Source organism: Pseudomonas syringae KCTC 12500, from assembly GCF_000507185.2.
In the GTDB taxonomy this organism is placed as follows: Bacteria; Pseudomonadota; Gammaproteobacteria; order Pseudomonadales; family Pseudomonadaceae; genus Aquipseudomonas; species Aquipseudomonas syringae.
This window is the reverse complement of the sequence record NZ_AYTM02000002.1, coordinates 561043-576900: the sequence shown is the minus strand read 5'-3', so window position 1 is coordinate 576900 and position 15858 is coordinate 561043. Positions and strand designations below refer to the sequence as shown.

13 protein-coding genes and 1 riboswitch are annotated in these 15858 nt (G+C 61.1%); of the genes, 12 read left to right on the top strand and 1 reads right to left on the bottom strand.

Annotated elements, in window-relative coordinates; all coding sequences use genetic code 11:
* The 10 genes from V476_RS03050 (at position 1) to astE (ending at position 10962) form a co-directional block, all read left to right on the top strand.
* Positions 1 to 1113, top strand: coding sequence for a succinylglutamate desuccinylase/aspartoacylase family protein (locus V476_RS03050; protein ID WP_024959968.1), 1113 nt, complete (start codon positions 1 to 3; stop codon positions 1111 to 1113).
* Between the two features lie 22 nt (positions 1114 to 1135).
* Positions 1136 to 1900, top strand: a complete 765-nt coding sequence (locus V476_RS03045) for an ABC transporter ATP-binding protein (RefSeq protein WP_024959969.1) — start codon at positions 1136 to 1138, stop codon at positions 1898 to 1900.
* 135 nt (positions 1901 to 2035) lie between these two features.
* Entirely contained in the window at positions 2036 to 3028 is a 993-nt protein-coding gene (gene argR / locus V476_RS03040) for a transcriptional regulator ArgR (protein WP_003424817.1), read from the top strand.
* Positions 3029 to 3263: 235 nt separating this feature from the next.
* Positions 3264 to 4481, top strand: a complete 1218-nt coding sequence (locus tag V476_RS03035) for an aspartate aminotransferase family protein (protein WP_024959970.1) — start codon at positions 3264 to 3266, stop codon at positions 4479 to 4481.
* Positions 4482 to 4614: 133 nt separating this feature from the next.
* Positions 4615 to 5646, top strand: a complete 1032-nt coding sequence (gene aruF / locus V476_RS03030) for an arginine/ornithine succinyltransferase subunit alpha (RefSeq protein WP_003424821.1) — start codon at positions 4615 to 4617, stop codon at positions 5644 to 5646.
* Between the two features lie 63 nt (positions 5647 to 5709).
* Entirely contained in the window at positions 5710 to 6735 is a 1026-nt protein-coding gene (astA, locus tag V476_RS03025) for an arginine N-succinyltransferase (RefSeq protein WP_004404400.1), read from the top strand.
* Complete coding sequence (astD, locus tag V476_RS03020; RefSeq protein ID WP_161780154.1) at positions 6732 to 8201, top strand: succinylglutamate-semialdehyde dehydrogenase; 1470 nt, start codon at positions 6732 to 6734, stop codon at positions 8199 to 8201. The genes astA and astD overlap by 4 nt, the downstream gene beginning before the upstream one ends.
* A 46-nt stretch (positions 8202 to 8247) precedes the next feature.
* The gene (gene astB, locus V476_RS03015) at positions 8248 to 9594 is read left to right on the top strand and encodes an N-succinylarginine dihydrolase (protein WP_024959972.1); all 1347 of its coding nucleotides are present in this window, start codon (positions 8248 to 8250) and stop codon (positions 9592 to 9594) included.
* Positions 9595 to 9655: 61 nt separating this feature from the next.
* Positions 9656 to 9943, top strand: coding sequence for a hypothetical protein (locus V476_RS03010; RefSeq protein ID WP_003314741.1), 288 nt, complete (start codon positions 9656 to 9658; stop codon positions 9941 to 9943).
* Between the two features lie 11 nt (positions 9944 to 9954).
* Complete coding sequence (gene astE, locus V476_RS03005; RefSeq protein WP_024959973.1) at positions 9955 to 10962, top strand: succinylglutamate desuccinylase; 1008 nt, start codon at positions 9955 to 9957, stop codon at positions 10960 to 10962.
* Positions 10963 to 11040: 78 nt separating this feature from the next.
* Here the strand turns inward: astE and V476_RS03000 are convergent, their stop codons facing one another.
* Positions 11041 to 11553, bottom strand: a complete 513-nt coding sequence (locus V476_RS03000) for a 6,7-dimethyl-8-ribityllumazine synthase (RefSeq protein ID WP_003369893.1) — start codon at positions 11551 to 11553, stop codon at positions 11041 to 11043.
* A 126-nt stretch (positions 11554 to 11679) separates the two neighbouring features.
* A riboswitch (FMN riboswitch) is annotated at positions 11680 to 11845 on the bottom strand.
* Between the two features lie 212 nt (positions 11846 to 12057).
* Here V476_RS03000 and ltaE point away from each other — a divergent pair.
* Together ltaE and alaS are read left to right on the top strand one after the other, a co-directional pair.
* Positions 12058 to 13062 carry a low-specificity L-threonine aldolase gene (ltaE, locus tag V476_RS02995; RefSeq protein WP_024959974.1) on the top strand — a complete coding sequence of 335 codons (1005 nt, stop codon included), beginning with the start codon at positions 12058 to 12060 and terminating at the stop codon, positions 13060 to 13062.
* A gap of 144 nt (positions 13063 to 13206) precedes the next feature.
* The gene (gene alaS / locus V476_RS02990) at positions 13207 to 15831 is read left to right on the top strand and encodes an alanine--tRNA ligase (protein ID WP_004404395.1); all 2625 of its coding nucleotides are present in this window, start codon (positions 13207 to 13209) and stop codon (positions 15829 to 15831) included.
* Positions 15832 to 15858: the final 27 nt, after the last annotated feature.

The following is a 15858-nucleotide window of genomic DNA, read 5'->3' as shown; positions in this document are numbered from 1 at the left end:
ATGCAAAGAACCAATCATGTATTGCCGTGGAGCACCCTCGGCACCCAACGCACGCTGAGCGTCTTTCGCTTCGGCACCGGTGAGCGCAAGGCCTACATCCAGGCCAGCCTGCATGCCGACGAACTGCCCGGCATGCGCACGGCCTGGGAGCTGAAAAAACGCCTCACAGAGCTGGAGCAGCAGGGCCTCCTCAAAGGTGTTGTCGAACTGGTGCCGGTGGCCAATCCACTGGGCCTGGGGCAGTTGCTGCAAGGTGCGCATCAGGGCCGTTTCGAGTTCGGCAGTGGCAAGAATTTCAACCGTGACTTCACCGAGCTGAGCGAGCCGGTCGCCGAGTTGCTGGAAGGTCAGCTGGGCGATGATCCGCGCGCCAATACCCGGCTGATTCGCCAGGCAATGAGCGCTGCGCTCGAAGGTCTGCCCGCGCCGCAGAGCGAATTGCAAGGCATGCAACGCATCCTGCTCAGTCACGCCTGCGTCGCTGATGTGGTGCTCGATCTGCATTGTGATGCTGATGCCGCGTTGCACATGTACGCCTTGCCGCAGCACTGGCCACAATGGCGTTCGCTGTCGGCGCATCTGAATATCCAGGTGGCGCTGCTCGCCGAGGATTCCGGTGGCAGCTCCTTCGATGAAGCCTGCTCGCTGCCATGGTTGCGCCTTTCGCGGATTTTCCCGCAGGCGCAGATCCCGCTGGCCTGCCTCGCGACTACCCTTGAACTGGGCGGTCAGGCCGATACTGGCAAGCCGCAGGCCCTCGCGCACGCCGAGGGTATCCTGGCGTTCCTCGCCGAACAGGGCTTCATCAGCGGCGACTGGCCGCAGCCGGCGCATGAAGCCTGCGAAGGCTTGCCGTTCGAGGGCACCGAATTGCTCTATGCGCCGCACCCTGGCGTGGTGACGTTCCTGCGCGCGGCAGGCGACAGGGTCGAGGTGGGCGATCCGCTGTTCGAAGTGATCGACCCGCTGTCCGATCAGGTCAGTACCATTTGTGCGAATACTGCCGGGGTGTTGTTCGCCATCGAGCGGCTTCGTTACGCTCAACCCGGTTTCTGGCTGGCCAAGGTGGCGGGGCGCACGGCGCTGCGTCACGGACGTCTGCTCAGTGATTGACCGTTCTGTGGAAACCCAAAGCATGAACAAACTGGAAGTGCAGGACCTGCACAAGCGCTACGGCAGTCACGAAGTGATCAAGGGTGTGTCCATGACCGCCAGGGCCGGCGATGTCATCAGCATCATCGGCTCCAGCGGCTCTGGCAAAAGCACCTTTCTGCGCTGCATCAACCTGCTCGAACAGCCCCATGCCGGCAAGATCCTGCTCAACAACGAAGAGCTGAAGCTGGTGCCGAACAAGGAAGGCGGTTTGAAAGCTGCCGACGCCAAGCAGTTGCAGCGTATGCGTTCACGCCTGTCGATGGTGTTTCAGCACTTCAACCTGTGGTCGCACATGACGGCACTGCAGAACATCATCGAAGCGCCGGTCCATGTGCTGGGTGTGTCGAAAAAGGAAGCGCTGGAAAAGGCTGAACATTATCTGGCCAAAGTCGGCGTGTCCCATCGCAAAGACGCTTACCCTGGGCACATGTCCGGCGGTGAGCAGCAGCGTGTGGCGATTGCCCGCGCACTGGCGATGGAGCCCGAGGTCATGCTGTTCGATGAGCCGACCTCGGCGCTGGACCCGGAGCTGGTCGGTGATGTGCTCAAGGTCATGCAGGGCTTGGCTCAGGAAGGCCGCACCATGGTGGTGGTGACTCACGAAATGGGTTTCGCCCGTGAGGTCTCCAATCAGCTGGTTTTCCTGCATCAGGGTGTCGTTCTGGAGCGTGGTGCCCCGCGCGAAGTGCTGGCCAATCCGCAGACCGAGCGTTTGCAGCAATTCCTGTCCGGCAGCCTGAAGTGACGATCGGCAGCGCATGACGATGCCTTTTTATGGCAGAACAGGGCATGCTGCGCGACGCGCGACACGACCTGGATGTTCCAGATCGAGCTATCTTCCAAGGCTCGGCTTTTGCGGCAATACGTATCGGATGTCCCAATGACTGCCCATCGAATAGGTTTCCTCGTCTGGCCTGGCACCAAAGCCCTGACCCTGGCACTGGCCGAGGAAGCCTTGCGCGTAGCGCAGCGCGTTCACCCTGAAGTGGTCTATGAGCTGTCGTTCCTGCAGGCCGAGGCCACGGAGCCTTCGGCGCTCGCCGGCGCGTGGCAATTGCCGGGTGAGCCCTGGGCCGGCCGGCTGGAAGGCTTTCAGAAGCTGTTTTTGCTGGCTGACGAGCCTCCTGCAGGTGTGGCCCCGGCGCTGGGCAGCGCGCTCAAGCAACTGGTGCGTGCCGGCTGTTCGATTGGCGGGCTGTCGGCGGGCGTCTATCCGCTTGCGCAACTGGGCCTGCTGGATGGCTACCGTGCCGCCGTGCACTGGCGCTGGCAGGACGACTTTGCCGAGCGTTTCCCCAAGGTCATTGCCACCAGCCATTTGTTCGATTGGGATCGGGATCGCCTGACCGCCTGTGGTGGTATGTCGGTGCTCGACCTGCTGCTGGCGGTGCTGTCCCGTGATCATGGGGCCGAACTGGCCGGGGCGGTTTCCGAAGAGCTGGTGGTCGAGCGCATTCGCGAAGGCGGCGAGCGTCAGCGCATTCCGCTGCAGAACCGTCTGGGCTCCAGCCATCCCAAGCTGACCCAGGCGGTGCTACTGATGGAAGCCAACATCGAAGAGCCATTGACCACCGACGAAATCGCTCAGCATGTGTGCGTGTCTCGTCGTCAGTTGGAACGGATCTTCAAGCAGTACCTCAACCGTGTGCCCAGCCAGTACTACCTGGAGCTGCGCCTGAACAAGGCGCGCCAGATGCTGATGCAGACCAGCAAGTCGATCATTCAGATCGGCCTTTCGTGCGGTTTTTCCTCGGGGCCGCACTTCTCCAGCGCCTACCGCAATTTCTTCGGTGCCACGCCGCGCGAAGACCGCAATCAGCGACGCAGTAGCAGCCCGTTCGAACTTTCCCCTGTGCCTGCCGAACGCGGTTGATTGTCTTGTCGCGATAAAGTGCTGCCGCGATAGCTCAGGTCCAGACAGGCCGGCTTCAATCCGTTTAAACTGCGCCTTTGTGACGCAAATTGTCGCATTGCCGAAAACCTTGAAAAAACCCGGTTTTGCGCTGTAACAAGTTGTCGCCTGGCGGCAAGGCCGAACACAAATCAGTCCTTACAATCTTTCCATCGCTCGCCAGTTTCAGGCAGGCGTTCCTCATCAGGAGACTCCGATGTCCGTTGAGCATGCTGCGGTGCAACGCGCCGATTTCGACCAGGTAATGGTCCCCAATTACGCCCCGGCCGGGTTCATCCCTGTGCGCGGTGCGGGCTCCCGGGTCTGGGATCAGGCGGGGCGCGAACTGGTGGATTTCTCGGGCGGTATCGCCGTCAACGTATTAGGCCACTGCCACCCGGCGCTGGTCGGTGCCTTGACCGAGCAGGCCAATAACCTCTGGCATGTGTCCAACGTCTTCACCAACGAGCCGACCCTGCGTCTGGCGAAAAAACTGGTGGATGCGACGTTTGCCGAGCGCGTGTTCTTCTGTAACTCCGGTGCTGAAGCCAACGAAGCCGCCTTCAAGCTGGCACGCCGTGTGGCGCATGACCAGTACGGCCCGGAGAAGTACGAAATCATCGCGGCGCTGAACAGCTTTCATGGCCGCACCCTGTTCACCGTCAGCGTGGGTGGGCAGCCGAAGTATTCCGATGGTTTCGGGCCGAAGATCACCGGCATCAGCCATGTGCCGTACAACGACCTCGACGCACTGAAGGCTGCTGTTACCGACAAGACCTGTGCCGTGGTGCTGGAGCCGATTCAGGGCGAGGGCGGTGTTCTGCCGGGTCAGCTGGAATACCTGCAAGGTGCGCGCAAGCTGTGTGACGAGCACAACGCTCTGCTGGTGTTCGATGAAGTGCAGAGCGGCATGGGCCGCAGCGGTCATCTGTTCGCCTACATGCATTACGGCGTGACCCCGGACATCCTTTCCAGCGCCAAGAGCATCGGCGGCGGTTTCCCGCTGGCGGCCATGTTGACCACTGAAAAGCTCGCCAGGCACTTCGCGGTCGGCGTGCACGGCACCACCTATGGCGGCAACCCGCTGGCCTGCGCGGTCGGTGAGGCGGTCATCGATGTCATCAATACGCCTGAAGTGCTTGCGGGCGTGCAGCGCAAGCATCAGCAATTCAAGACCCGTCTGGAAAGTATCGGCCAGCAATACGGCGTGTTCAGCGAAGTGCGCGGTCTGGGCCTGTTGATCGGTTGCGTGTTGTCCGATGCCTGGAAAGGCAAGGCCAAGGACATCTTCAATGCGGCCGAGGCCCAGGACCTGATGATCCTGCAGGCCGGCCCTGACGTGATTCGTTTCGCGCCGAGCCTGGTGATTGAAGACGCAGACATCGAAGAGGGCCTGAACCGCTTCGAACGCGCCATCGCCAAACTGACATCCTGATTCGATGGCAGCCTTGCGGTGTCCGCTTGATGGCGGACGCCGCACCTGTTTCCTGCGCCATGCGGCCTGACGCCATGTGGTGCTTTTACTAGCGCCGGTCGTAAAGGCTGGTCGATCTACAAGGAGTGGCACCATGCTGGTAATGCGCCCTGCGCAAATGGCTGACCTGGCCGAGGTTCAACGCCTCGCTGCCGACAGCCCTATCGGTGTCACGTCCTTGCCCGACGATGCTGGCCGCCTGACCGACAAGATCGGCTCGTCGGAGGCGTCGTTTGCCGCCGAAGTCAGCTTCAACGGCGAAGAAACCTACTTCTTCGTGCTCGAAGACAGCGAAAGCGGCAAGCTGGTGGGCTGCTCGGGCATCGTGGCCTCGGCGGGCTACTCCGAGCCGTTCTACAGTTTTCGCAACGAAACCTTCGTGCATGCTTCCCGCGAACTGAAGATCCATAACAAGATTCACGTGCTGTCGCAGTGTCATGACCTGACCGGCAACAGTTTGTTGACCAGTTTCTACGTGGTCCCGGAGCTGGTCGGCACGGCATGGTCGGAGCTCAATTCGCGCGGTCGGCTGCTGTTTGTCGCCAGTCACCCCGAGCGCTTTGCCGATTCGGTGGTGACCGAGATCGTCGGTTACAGCGATGAGCAGGGCGACTCACCGTTCTGGGATGCCATCGGGCGCAACTTCTTCGATATCAATTACGCCGCTGCCGAACGCCTGTGCGGGCTGAAAAGCCGGACCTTCCTCGCCGAGCTGATGCCGCATTACCCGATCTACGTGCCACTGCTGCCCGACGCAGCGCAGGAAGCCATGGGGCAGGTGCATCCGCGCGCGCAGATCACCTTCGACATCCTGATGCGCGAGGGCTTTGAAACCGATCACTACATCGACATTTTCGACGGTGGACCAACGCTGCACGCTCGGGTGTCCGGAATTCGTTCGATTGCCCAGAGCCGTCTGGTTCCGGTCAAGGTCGAGCCCGGGCAAGGCAGCGATGTCGGCAAGGGTGGGCGTCTGTATCTGATCGCCAATGGCCTGTTGCAGGACTACCGCGCGGTGCTGCTGGAACTGGACTGGGCGCCCGGCAGGCCGGTGGTGCTGAGCCTCCAGGCTGCCGATGCCCTGGGTGTTGGTGAAGGTGCCAGTGTACGGATTGTCGCGGTCTGAACCGGACGTTCGATAGCTGATTAGCGAGTTTCAAGGCTCTTGATGAGCCGCTGAGGAGATAACATGATCGTTCGTCCTGTACGCAGCAGCGACCTGCCCGCGTTGATCGAGCTGGCGCGTAGCACCGGCGCCGGTCTGACGACTCTGCCCGCCAATGAGCAGCGTCTGGCGCACCGGGTAGGCTGGGCCGAAAAGACCTTTCGCGGAGAAGCCGAGCGCGGCGATGCCGATTATCTGTTCGTGCTGGAAGACGACGACGGCCGGGTGGTGGGCATTTCCGCCATCGCCGGGGCGGTCGGTCTGCGCGAGCCCTGGTACAACTACCGGGTCGGTCTCACCGTCAGCGCTTCACAGGAGCTGAACATCTACCGGGAAATTCCGACCCTGTTCCTGGCCAACGACCTGACCGGCAATTCCGAGCTGTGCTCGCTGTTCCTGCACAGTGATTCGCGTAACGGCCTCAACGGTCGCCTGCTGTCCAAGGCGCGCATGCTGTTCATCGCCGAATTCCCCAGGCTGTTCGGCAACAAGATCATTGCCGAAATGCGCGGCATGTCCGATGAGCAGGGCCGTTCGCCGTTCTGGGAAAGTCTGGGGCGGCATTTCTTCAAGATGGAATTCAGTCAGGCCGATTACCTGACCGGCGTGGGCAACAAGGCATTCATCGCCGAACTGATGCCCAAGTTTCCGTTGTACAGCTGCTTTCTTTCCGAAGACGCACGCAACGTGATCGGTCGGGTGCATGCCGACACCGAGCCTGCGCTGACCATGCTCAAGAGCGAAGGCTTTTCGTATCAGGGTTATGTCGACATCTTCGATGCCGGCCCGGCCATCGAGTGCGAGACCGGCAAGATTCGCGCAATCAAGGACAGCCAGGCGCTGGTGCTGGCCATCGGCACGCCAGGTGACGACGCTCCACAGTTCCTCATCTACAACCGCAAGCGTGAAGACTGCCGCGTAACGGTAGGCGCTGCGCGTTTTGCCGCCGGTACGCTGGTCGTCGCTCCGCAAACCGCCAAGCGGCTGCGCATGAGTGCGGGCGACAATGTGCGCGCGGTACCCTTGTCTGCGGCGCGGGAGGGCGTTTGATGAATAGCCTTTACATCGCAGGTGCCTGGCAGGACGGGCAGGGTGAGGTGGTCAATTCGCTGAACCCGGTGACCCAGCAGGTGCTGTGGTCCGGGCGTGGGGCGAGCGCCGCGCAGGTCGAGCAGGCGGTGCAGGCGGCGCGTCAGGCATTTCCCGCCTGGGCGCTGCTGTCTCTGGATCAGCGCATCGCGGTACTGGAGGCCTTCGCTGCACGGCTCAAACAGCACGCCGACGCGCTGGCGCAGTGCATCGGTGAAGAAACCGGCAAACCTTTGTGGGAGTCGGCGACCGAAGTGACCAGCATGGTCAACAAGATTGCCATCTCGGTGCAGAGCTATCGCGAACGAACCGGCGAAAAGAGCGGGCCACTGGGCGACGCCACTGCGGTACTGCGCCACAAGCCGCACGGCGTGGTCGCCGTGTTCGGCCCGTACAACTTTCCCGGGCATCTGCCCAACGGCCATATCGTCCCGGCCTTGCTGGCGGGCAACGTGGTGCTGTTCAAACCCAGCGAACTGACACCGAAAGTCGCTGAGCTGACCGTCAAGTGCTGGATCGAAGCCGGACTGCCTGCCGGGGTTCTGAACCTGCTGCAGGGCGGTCGCGAAACCGGTATCGCGCTGGCGGCCAATCCGGGTATCGACGGCCTGTTCTTCACTGGGTCGAGCCGGACCGGCAATGCGCTGCATCAGCAGTTCGCCGGTCGGCCGGACAAGATCCTTGCGCTGGAAATGGGCGGTAACAACCCGTTGATCGTCGATCAGGTTCAGGACATCGATGCAGCGGTGTACACCATCATTCAGTCCGCCTTCATTTCCGCGGGCCAGCGCTGCACCTGTGCGCGTCGTCTGCTGGTGCCCGAAGGCGACTGGGGTGATGCCTTGCTGGCACGACTGGTGGGCGTCAGCGCTACTATCGAAGCCGGTGCGTTCGATCAACAGCCTGCGCCGTTCATGGGTTCGGTGATTTCGCTGGAGGCTGCACGCGCCTTGCTCGACGCGCAGCGCAATCTGCTCGCCAACGGCGCACTGACCCTGCTGGAAATGCGCCAGCCGCAGCCCGGCTCGGCGCTGCTGACGCCGGGCATTATCGATGTCAGCGCGGTGCCCGATCGACCCGACGAAGAGCTGTTCGGCCCGCTGCTGCAGGTCATCCGCTACGCCGGTTTTGACGCCGCCATCGCCGAAGCCAACGCCACCCGTTATGGCCTGGCGGCAGGTCTGCTCTCTGACTCCGAAGCGCGTTATCAGCAGTTCTGGCTGAACAGCCGTGCCGGGATCGTCAACTGGAACAAGCCGTTGACCGGAGCCGCCAGCAGCGCGCCGTTCGGCGGTGTAGGTGCCTCGGGCAACCACCGCGCCAGCGCCTATTACGCGGCCGATTACTGCGCCTATCCGGTGGCTTCGCTGGAGGCCGGCAGCCTGACGCTGCCTGCGACACTGACCCCAGGTATCAGGCTGAGCTGACAGTGCGCACGATTGCTTATAAAAACAGATCCACGGAGCCTTGCCGATGAAGTCCTGTGAAGTGAATTTTGACGGTCTGGTCGGGCCAACCCACAACTACGGCGGGTTGTCCTACGGTAACGTTGCCTCCCAGAGTAACAGCCAGCAAAGTGCTAACCCGCGTGAGGCGGCGCTGCAAGGCCTGGCGAAAATGAAAGCGCTGATGGACCTGGGTTTTACCCAAGGCGTGCTGGCACCGCAGGAACGTCCTGATGTGTCCGGCCTGCGCCGTCTGGGCTTCACCGGCAGCGATGAGCAGGTGATTGAAAAAGCGGCCCGTCAGGACATGCCGTTGCTGGTCGCCAGTTGCTCGGCATCCAGCATGTGGGTGGCCAACGCGGCCACGGTCAGCCCCAGTGCCGACACTGCCGATGGGCGCGTGCATTTCACGGCGGCCAACCTCAACTGCAAATACCACCGCAGCATCGAGCATCCGACCACCACCCGCGTGCTCGGCGCGATGTTCGCGGATGCAAAGCATTTCGCTCATCACCCTGCGCTACCGCCTGTCGCGCAGTTTGGCGATGAAGGCGCTGCCAACCACACCCGTTTCTGTCGTGATTACGGAGAGGCCGGTGTCGAGTTTTTCGTGTTTGGCCGCAGTGCCTTCGACACGCGCTACCCGGCGCCGCAGAAGTATCCGGCGCGTCAGACCCTGGAGGCGTCACGCGCCGTTGCGCGGCTGCACGGTCTGAGCGAAGCCGGCGTGGTCTATAGTCAGCAGAACCCGGCGGTCATTGATCAGGGGGTGTTCCACAACGATGTGATTGCGGTCGGCAACGGTGAGGTGCTGTTCTATCACCAGGACGCATTCCTCAATACCGAGCCGATGCTCGATGAGCTGCGCGACAAACTCAGTCGTGTCGGCGGGCAGTTGCGGGCGATTTGCGTACCGCATGCCGAGGTCTCGGTTCAGGATGCCGTGCGCTCCTACCTGTTCAATAGCCAGCTGTTGTCGCGGCCCGATGGCTCGATGTTGTTGATCGTGCCGCAGGAGTGCCAGGCGAACGCGAATGTCTGGGCTTATCTGCAACGATTGATCGCCGATGACAGCCCGGTTGCCGAGGTCAAGGTGTTCGACCTCAAACAAAGCATGCAGAACGGTGGTGGTCCAGCCTGCCTGCGCTTGCGGGTGGCGCTCAACGACACCGAGCTGGCTGCGGTGAATCCGGGGGTGATCATGACTGCGCCGTTGTACGAAACGTTGACGCAGTGGGTCGACAGGCACTACCGGGACCGCATGAGTGAAAGCGATCTGGCCGACCCTCGATTGCTCAACGAATGCCGCGCGGCATTGGATGAACTGACGCAAATCCTTAAACTGGGCGCGGTTTATCCGTTCCAACTGAATTGAAGCATCCTGCGCGTCGGGCCACTGTCCGGCGCACTATTTCCTTTGTAGAGAGCATTTTTATATGAGCGACGCCCTGCAACTGATCCTTGAAGACACTGATGGCACCCAGCTGGAAACGTCCTGCACCCGCGTTGCCGTCATCTGGCAGGGCAAGGAATTGTGGATTCAGCAGGATGGCCGTGGCCAGTTGCTGATCGGCGTTGACGTCGAAGAGGACGATGCCGAATACGCCAACCTGCTGCTGCGTCCGTTGGCGACCAACCTGGTCAGCCTGCAACTGGAAATGGAGCCGGCCGACATGGGCGTCGAGGAAGACGGTCACGTTCACGGTCCTGACTGCAACCACTAAGGAAGCGCGCCATGCTCGCCCTCGGCAAACTGCTTGAACTGACCCTGGCTGGACGTGAGCCGGCGGAAAAGACTCAACTGACCGTCGAAGGCGTGCGCATGCGCTGGATGGGCGAGGGCGCACTGGAAGTCCGCCCGCCACAGGCTCGTGACAATGGCACTGACCTGCTGCTGTCTGCCGGTATCCATGGCAACGAGACTGCGCCCATCGAGCTGCTGGATGAATTGATCCGCAGCATTGCGCGCAGCGACCTGAAACCGCGCGCACGAATTCTGTTCCTGTTCGGCAATCCCGACGCTATGCGACGCGGGGCGCGTTTTGTCGAGCAGGACGTCAATCGGCTGTTCAACGGCCGTCATCTGCAAAGCGGTGGCGCCGAGGCGTTGCGGGCCTGCGAGCTGGAACGACTGGCCGCCAGCTTTTTCAGTCTGCCGGAGCGTTATCGGCTGCATTACGATCTGCACACCGCCATTCGCGGCTCGACGATCGAACAGTTCGCGCTGTACCCGTGGAAGGAAGGACGTCAGCATTCCCGGCTTGAGCTGGCCCGGCTGCGGGCCGCGGGCATGAGTGCGGTGCTGCTGCAGAACAAGCCGTCCATTGTGTTCAGCGCCTACACCTACGATCAATTGGGGGCCGAGGCTTTCACTCTGGAACTGGGCAAGGCGCGGCCGTTCGGGCAGAACCAGCAGGTCAATCTTGGGCCGCTGCGCGTGTGTCTCGAGCAGCTCATCGAGGGCACCGAGCCCGAGCGGGATGACAATCTTGAAGGGTTGCAACTGTTCAGCGTGGCGCGGGAAGTGATCAAGCGCACCGATGCGTTCACCTTCAACCTGGCCGATGACGTCGAGAACTTCTCCCCGCTGGAAAAGGGCTACGTGCTGGCCGAAGACGCGGGTGGTTCACGCTGGGTAGTGGAAGAAGAGGGCGCGAGGATCATCTTCCCCAACCCCAAGGTCAAAAACGGCCTGCGGGCGGGGATTCTGATCGTACCCACTGATGCGGATAGCCTCGGCTGATCGCTCGGCACCCTCAGGATCGGACGCAAAGCGTCCAGAACGATAGGTGTCCGGGAGAACACCTACCGATGCTGCGTCTCAGCAGGCCGCTTTCTGCTGTGCATCCAGACGGCGCAGGCTGCGTACCTTGTTCAGAGTGTCAGCGCAGGTCTTGGCTGCTTCTTCGCCCTTGTGCACGAAGTGATCGAAGAAGAACTTCTGATGCTCTTCGCCGGCATGGAAGTGATGCGGTGTCAGGACCACGGAGAACACCGGTACTTCGGTTTCCAGCTGGACCTGCATCAGCGCACTGACCACTGACTGCGCGACGAATTCGTGACGATAGATGCCGCCGTCCACTACCAGTGCGGCGCCGACGATGCCAGCGTAGCGGCCGGTGTTGGCCAGCAGTTTTGCATGCAGCGGGATTTCAAAGGCGCCGCCCACTTCAAAGATGTCGATATCGCTTTCGGCGTAGCCCTGATTGGCCATCTCGGCGATAAAACCTTTGCGGCTCTGGTCGACGATATCCTTGTGCCAGCAGGCCTGGATGAACGCGACACGCTCGTTTGCGTGGCTTTTGCTTTTGCTGTCGATTGCGGTTGGTTGCACGTGTTCTGACTCCTGTTTATGGAAAAAACAGGGCATTTGGATCGAAAGGGATTCAAGCTGCGTAGGAAAGCCTCCTGAACGATGTCGTTCATGGATAGGTTTTACAGACGTTCTTGCTGACACCAATCCCGCTCTCTCTTCATCCGGACTATGACCGTCGGCCCCGGAATCACACCGGGTCTGCTGACCTTGCAGATCGCGGCCAACGCCACGACCCCCAAGCGCTCGCGGGCTAGACGCATTGCGCGTCATTACCGCCGGTGGGGAATTACACCCCGCCCTGAGAACGTTGCCGTCACTTTACGTGGCCGGCGCGAGATTTTTATCATAGTTCGCTGGATCATGCATGGACACTTTCGTACGGTATACCTGCCTTTTTCTTATAAGGAGTCGGAGTATCGAGAGCGGCCGCGCTTGATTATCATGTACCGCGTCGTCAGTAATGCCTTGTTGCAAGCCAAAGGTTGCATGCATTATCGATCTTCAACTTCAGGGAGCTTTTTCGTGACTGTCATCGATCTGCGCAGCGACACAGTGACTCTGCCCACGGCCGGCATGCTTGATGCCATGGCACGTGCGCCCGTTGGCGATGACGTCTACGGCGAGGACCCTACCGTCAATCTGCTCGAAGCGACGCTTGCCGGACGCCTCGGGTTTGATGCCGCGCTGTTCGTGCCGTCGGGCACCATGAGCAATCTGCTGGCGCTGATGGCGCACTGTGAACGCGGCGACGAGTACATCGTCGGTCAGCAGGCCCACACCTATAAATACGAAGGTGGCGGTGCGGCAGTGCTGGGCTCCATTCAGCCACAGCCGCTGGAGGTACAGGCCGACGGTTCTCTGGACCTGCAGCAGGTGCTCGACGCCATCAAGCCCGATGATTTTCATTTTGCCCGCACGCGCCTGCTGGCCCTGGAAAACACCATGCAGGGCAAAGTGCTGCCCTTGGACTACCTGGCTGCCGCGCGTACCCTGACTCTGGAAAAGGGGCTCGCCCTCCATCTGGACGGCGCACGGCTGTACAACGCCTCGGTCAGGCTGGGTGTCGATGTCCGCGAGATCACCCGGCACTTCGATTCGGTTTCGGTCTGCCTTTCCAAGGGGCTGGGCGCGCCGATCGGCTCGGTGCTGTGCGGTTCGCAGCCATTGATCGCCAAGGCCCGCCGCTTGCGCAAGATGCTCGGCGGTGGCATGCGTCAGGCTGGAGGGCTGGCGGCGGCAGGGCTCTACGCGCTGGATCATCAGGTCGAGCGGTTGGCAGACGACCATGCCAACGCGGCGTTTCTGGCTGAAGGCCTGAGCGGGCTCGGCTACGCTGTCGAGCCGGTGCAGACCAATATGGTCTATGTGCAGATCGGCGAGCGCGCGGCATCGCTCAAAGCGTTCTGCGCCGAGCGTGGCATCGTACTCACGGCCTCGTCGCGGCTGCGCATGGTGACCCACCTGAACGTGTCGCGCGCTCAGATCGAACAGGTCATCGCCGCATTCGCAGCCTTTGAACACTCATGACATGCCGATAATCCAGTTACTTGTTTCTATCGCACAAACACACTGTACCGAGGGCGCAACGCCTATATAATGCGGCCCTTTGCCGTCGCTACGTCATTTGACGTTTTGCACTTGCCTCTGGCCGCAGTCTCCGTGGAAGAACCTATGAAAAGCGCAGAAATCCGTGAAGCCTTCCTTGGCTTCTTCGAAGAGCAAGGCCACACCCGTGTCGCTTCAAGCTCCTTGATTCCGGGCAATGACCCAACCCTGCTGTTCACCAACGCAGGCATGAACCAGTTCAAGGATTGCTTCCTGGGCCAGGAAAAGCGCGCCTACACCCGCGCCGTTACCAGTCAGAAATGCGTGCGTGCCGGTGGCAAGCACAACGACCTGGAAAACGTCGGCTATACCGCTCGTCACCATACTTTTTTCGAAATGCTGGGCAACTTCAGCTTCGGTGACTATTTCAAGCGTGATGCCATCACCTACGCCTGGACCTTCCTGACCTCCGAAAAATGGCTCAACCTGCCCAAGGAAAAGCTCTGGGTCACGGTGTACGCCACTGACGACGAAGCCTACGACATCTGGACCAAGGAGATCGGCGTACCTGCCGAGCGCATGGTCCGTATTGGCGACAACAAAGGCGCACCGTACGCCTCCGATAACTTCTGGACCATGGGCGACACCGGCCCATGCGGCCCTTGCAGCGAGATTTTCTTCGATCACGGCCCGGAAATCTGGGGCGGCCCGCCAGGCTCGCCGGAAGAAGACGGCGACCGTTACATCGAGATCTGGAACAACGTATTCATGCAGTTCAACCGGACTGCAGATGGCGTGCTGCACCCGCTGCCAGCGCCGTCGGTCGATACCGGCATGGGCCTGGAGCGTGTCAGTGCGGTCCTGCAGCACGTGCATTCCAACTATGAAATCGACTTGTTCCAGAGCCTGCTGGCTGCGTCGGCCAAGGCCATTGGTTGCAGCAATGACAACCAGGCTTCGCTGAAAGTCGTGGCTGACCACATTCGCTCGTGCGGCTTCCTGATCGCCGACGGCGTGCTGCCGTCCAACGAAGGGCGTGGTTATGTGCTGCGCCGCATCATTCGTCGCGCCTGCCGTCACGGCAACAAACTGGGTGCCAAGGGCAGCTTCTTCTACCAGATCGTTGCCGCGCTGGTCGCCGAGATGGGGTCTGCGTTCCCTGAGCTGGTGCAGCAGCAGTCGCACATCGAACGCGTACTCAAAGGCGAAGAAGAGCAGTTCGCCAAGACCCTCGAGCAAGGTCTGAAAATCCTCGAGCAGGATCTGGCCGACCTCAAAGGCACCGTGGTTCCGGGCGAAGTGGTGTTCAAGCTGTACGACACCTACGGTTTCCCGATGGACCTGACCGGCGACATCGCCCGCGAGCGCAACCTGACCCTGGACGAAGCAGGCTTCGAGCGTGAAATGGACGCCCAGCGCGTGCGCGCCCGTTCGGCCAGCTCGTTCGGCATGGATTACAACAGCCTGGTGAAGGTCGATGTGGCCACGCAGTTCACCGGTTACTCGGCGACCACTGGCAGCGCAAGCGTCGTGGCGCTCTATAAGGAAGGCCAGTCGGTTTCTCACCTGAATGAAGGCGAAGAGGGCGTGGTGATTCTCGACATCACCCCGTTCTACGCCGAGTCGGGCGGTCAGATCGGTGACAGTGGTTTCCTGCAGGCCGGTGACGCGCGCTTTGACGTCAGTGATACCACCAAGACCGGTGGTGCGTTCCTGCACCACGGCGTTGTGGCGTCCGGCAGCCTGAGCGTTGGCGCGCAGGTTGAAACACAAGTGGCTGATGAAGTTCGCGATGCAACCAAATTGAACCATTCGGCCACTCACTTGCTGCACGCCGCATTGCGTCAGGTGCTGGGTGAGCACGTTCAGCAGAAAGGCTCGCTGGTCGACAGTCAGCGTCTGCGCTTCGACTTCAGCCATTTCGAAGCGATCAAGCCCGAGCAACTGCGCGCGCTGGAAGATATCGTCAACGCCGAGATTCGCAAGAACACCGAGGTAATGACCGAAGAAACCGATATCGACACGGCGAAGAAGAAGGGCGCCATGGCGCTGTTCGGCGAAAAGTACGGCGACAGCGTTCGCGTACTGAGCATGGGCGGCGAGTTTTCCGTCGAGCTGTGTGGTGGCATTCACGCCAGCCGCACCGGTGACATCGCGTTGTTCAAGATCGTCAGTGAAGGCGGTGTTGCAGCAGGCGTGCGCCGTATCGAGGCCGTCACTGGCGCTGCGGCGCTGGCCTGGCTGAATTCGGCCGAAGATCAACTCAAGGAAGCTGCGACGCTGGTCAAAGGCAATCGCGACAACCTGCTGGACAAGCTGACGGCGGTGATTGAACGCAACCGTCTGCTGGAAAAACAACTGGAACAACTGCAAGCCAAGGCAGCCAGTGCCGCCGGTGACGACCTGTCGTCAGCTGCGCTGGATGTCAAAGGGGTCAAGGTTCTGGCCACGCGCCTGGATGGTCAGGACGGCAAGGCGCTGTTGGCGCTTGTCGATCAGTTGAAGAACAAGCTCGGCCGCGCAGTGATCCTGCTCGGCAGTGTTCATGAGGACAAGGTTGTCTTGGTCGCAGGCGTGACCAAGGACCTGACTGGCCAACTCAAAGCCGGTGATTTGATGAAGCAGGCAGCTGCCGCCGTAGGTGGTAAAGGTGGTGGCCGTCCTGATATGGCTCAAGGCGGTGGTGTCGATGCCGGCGCGCTGGATTCAGCGCTGGCACTGGCCGTTCCTTTTGTAGAGCAGGGTATCTGAGTCGGGTCAGCGTGCCTGCCGCACACC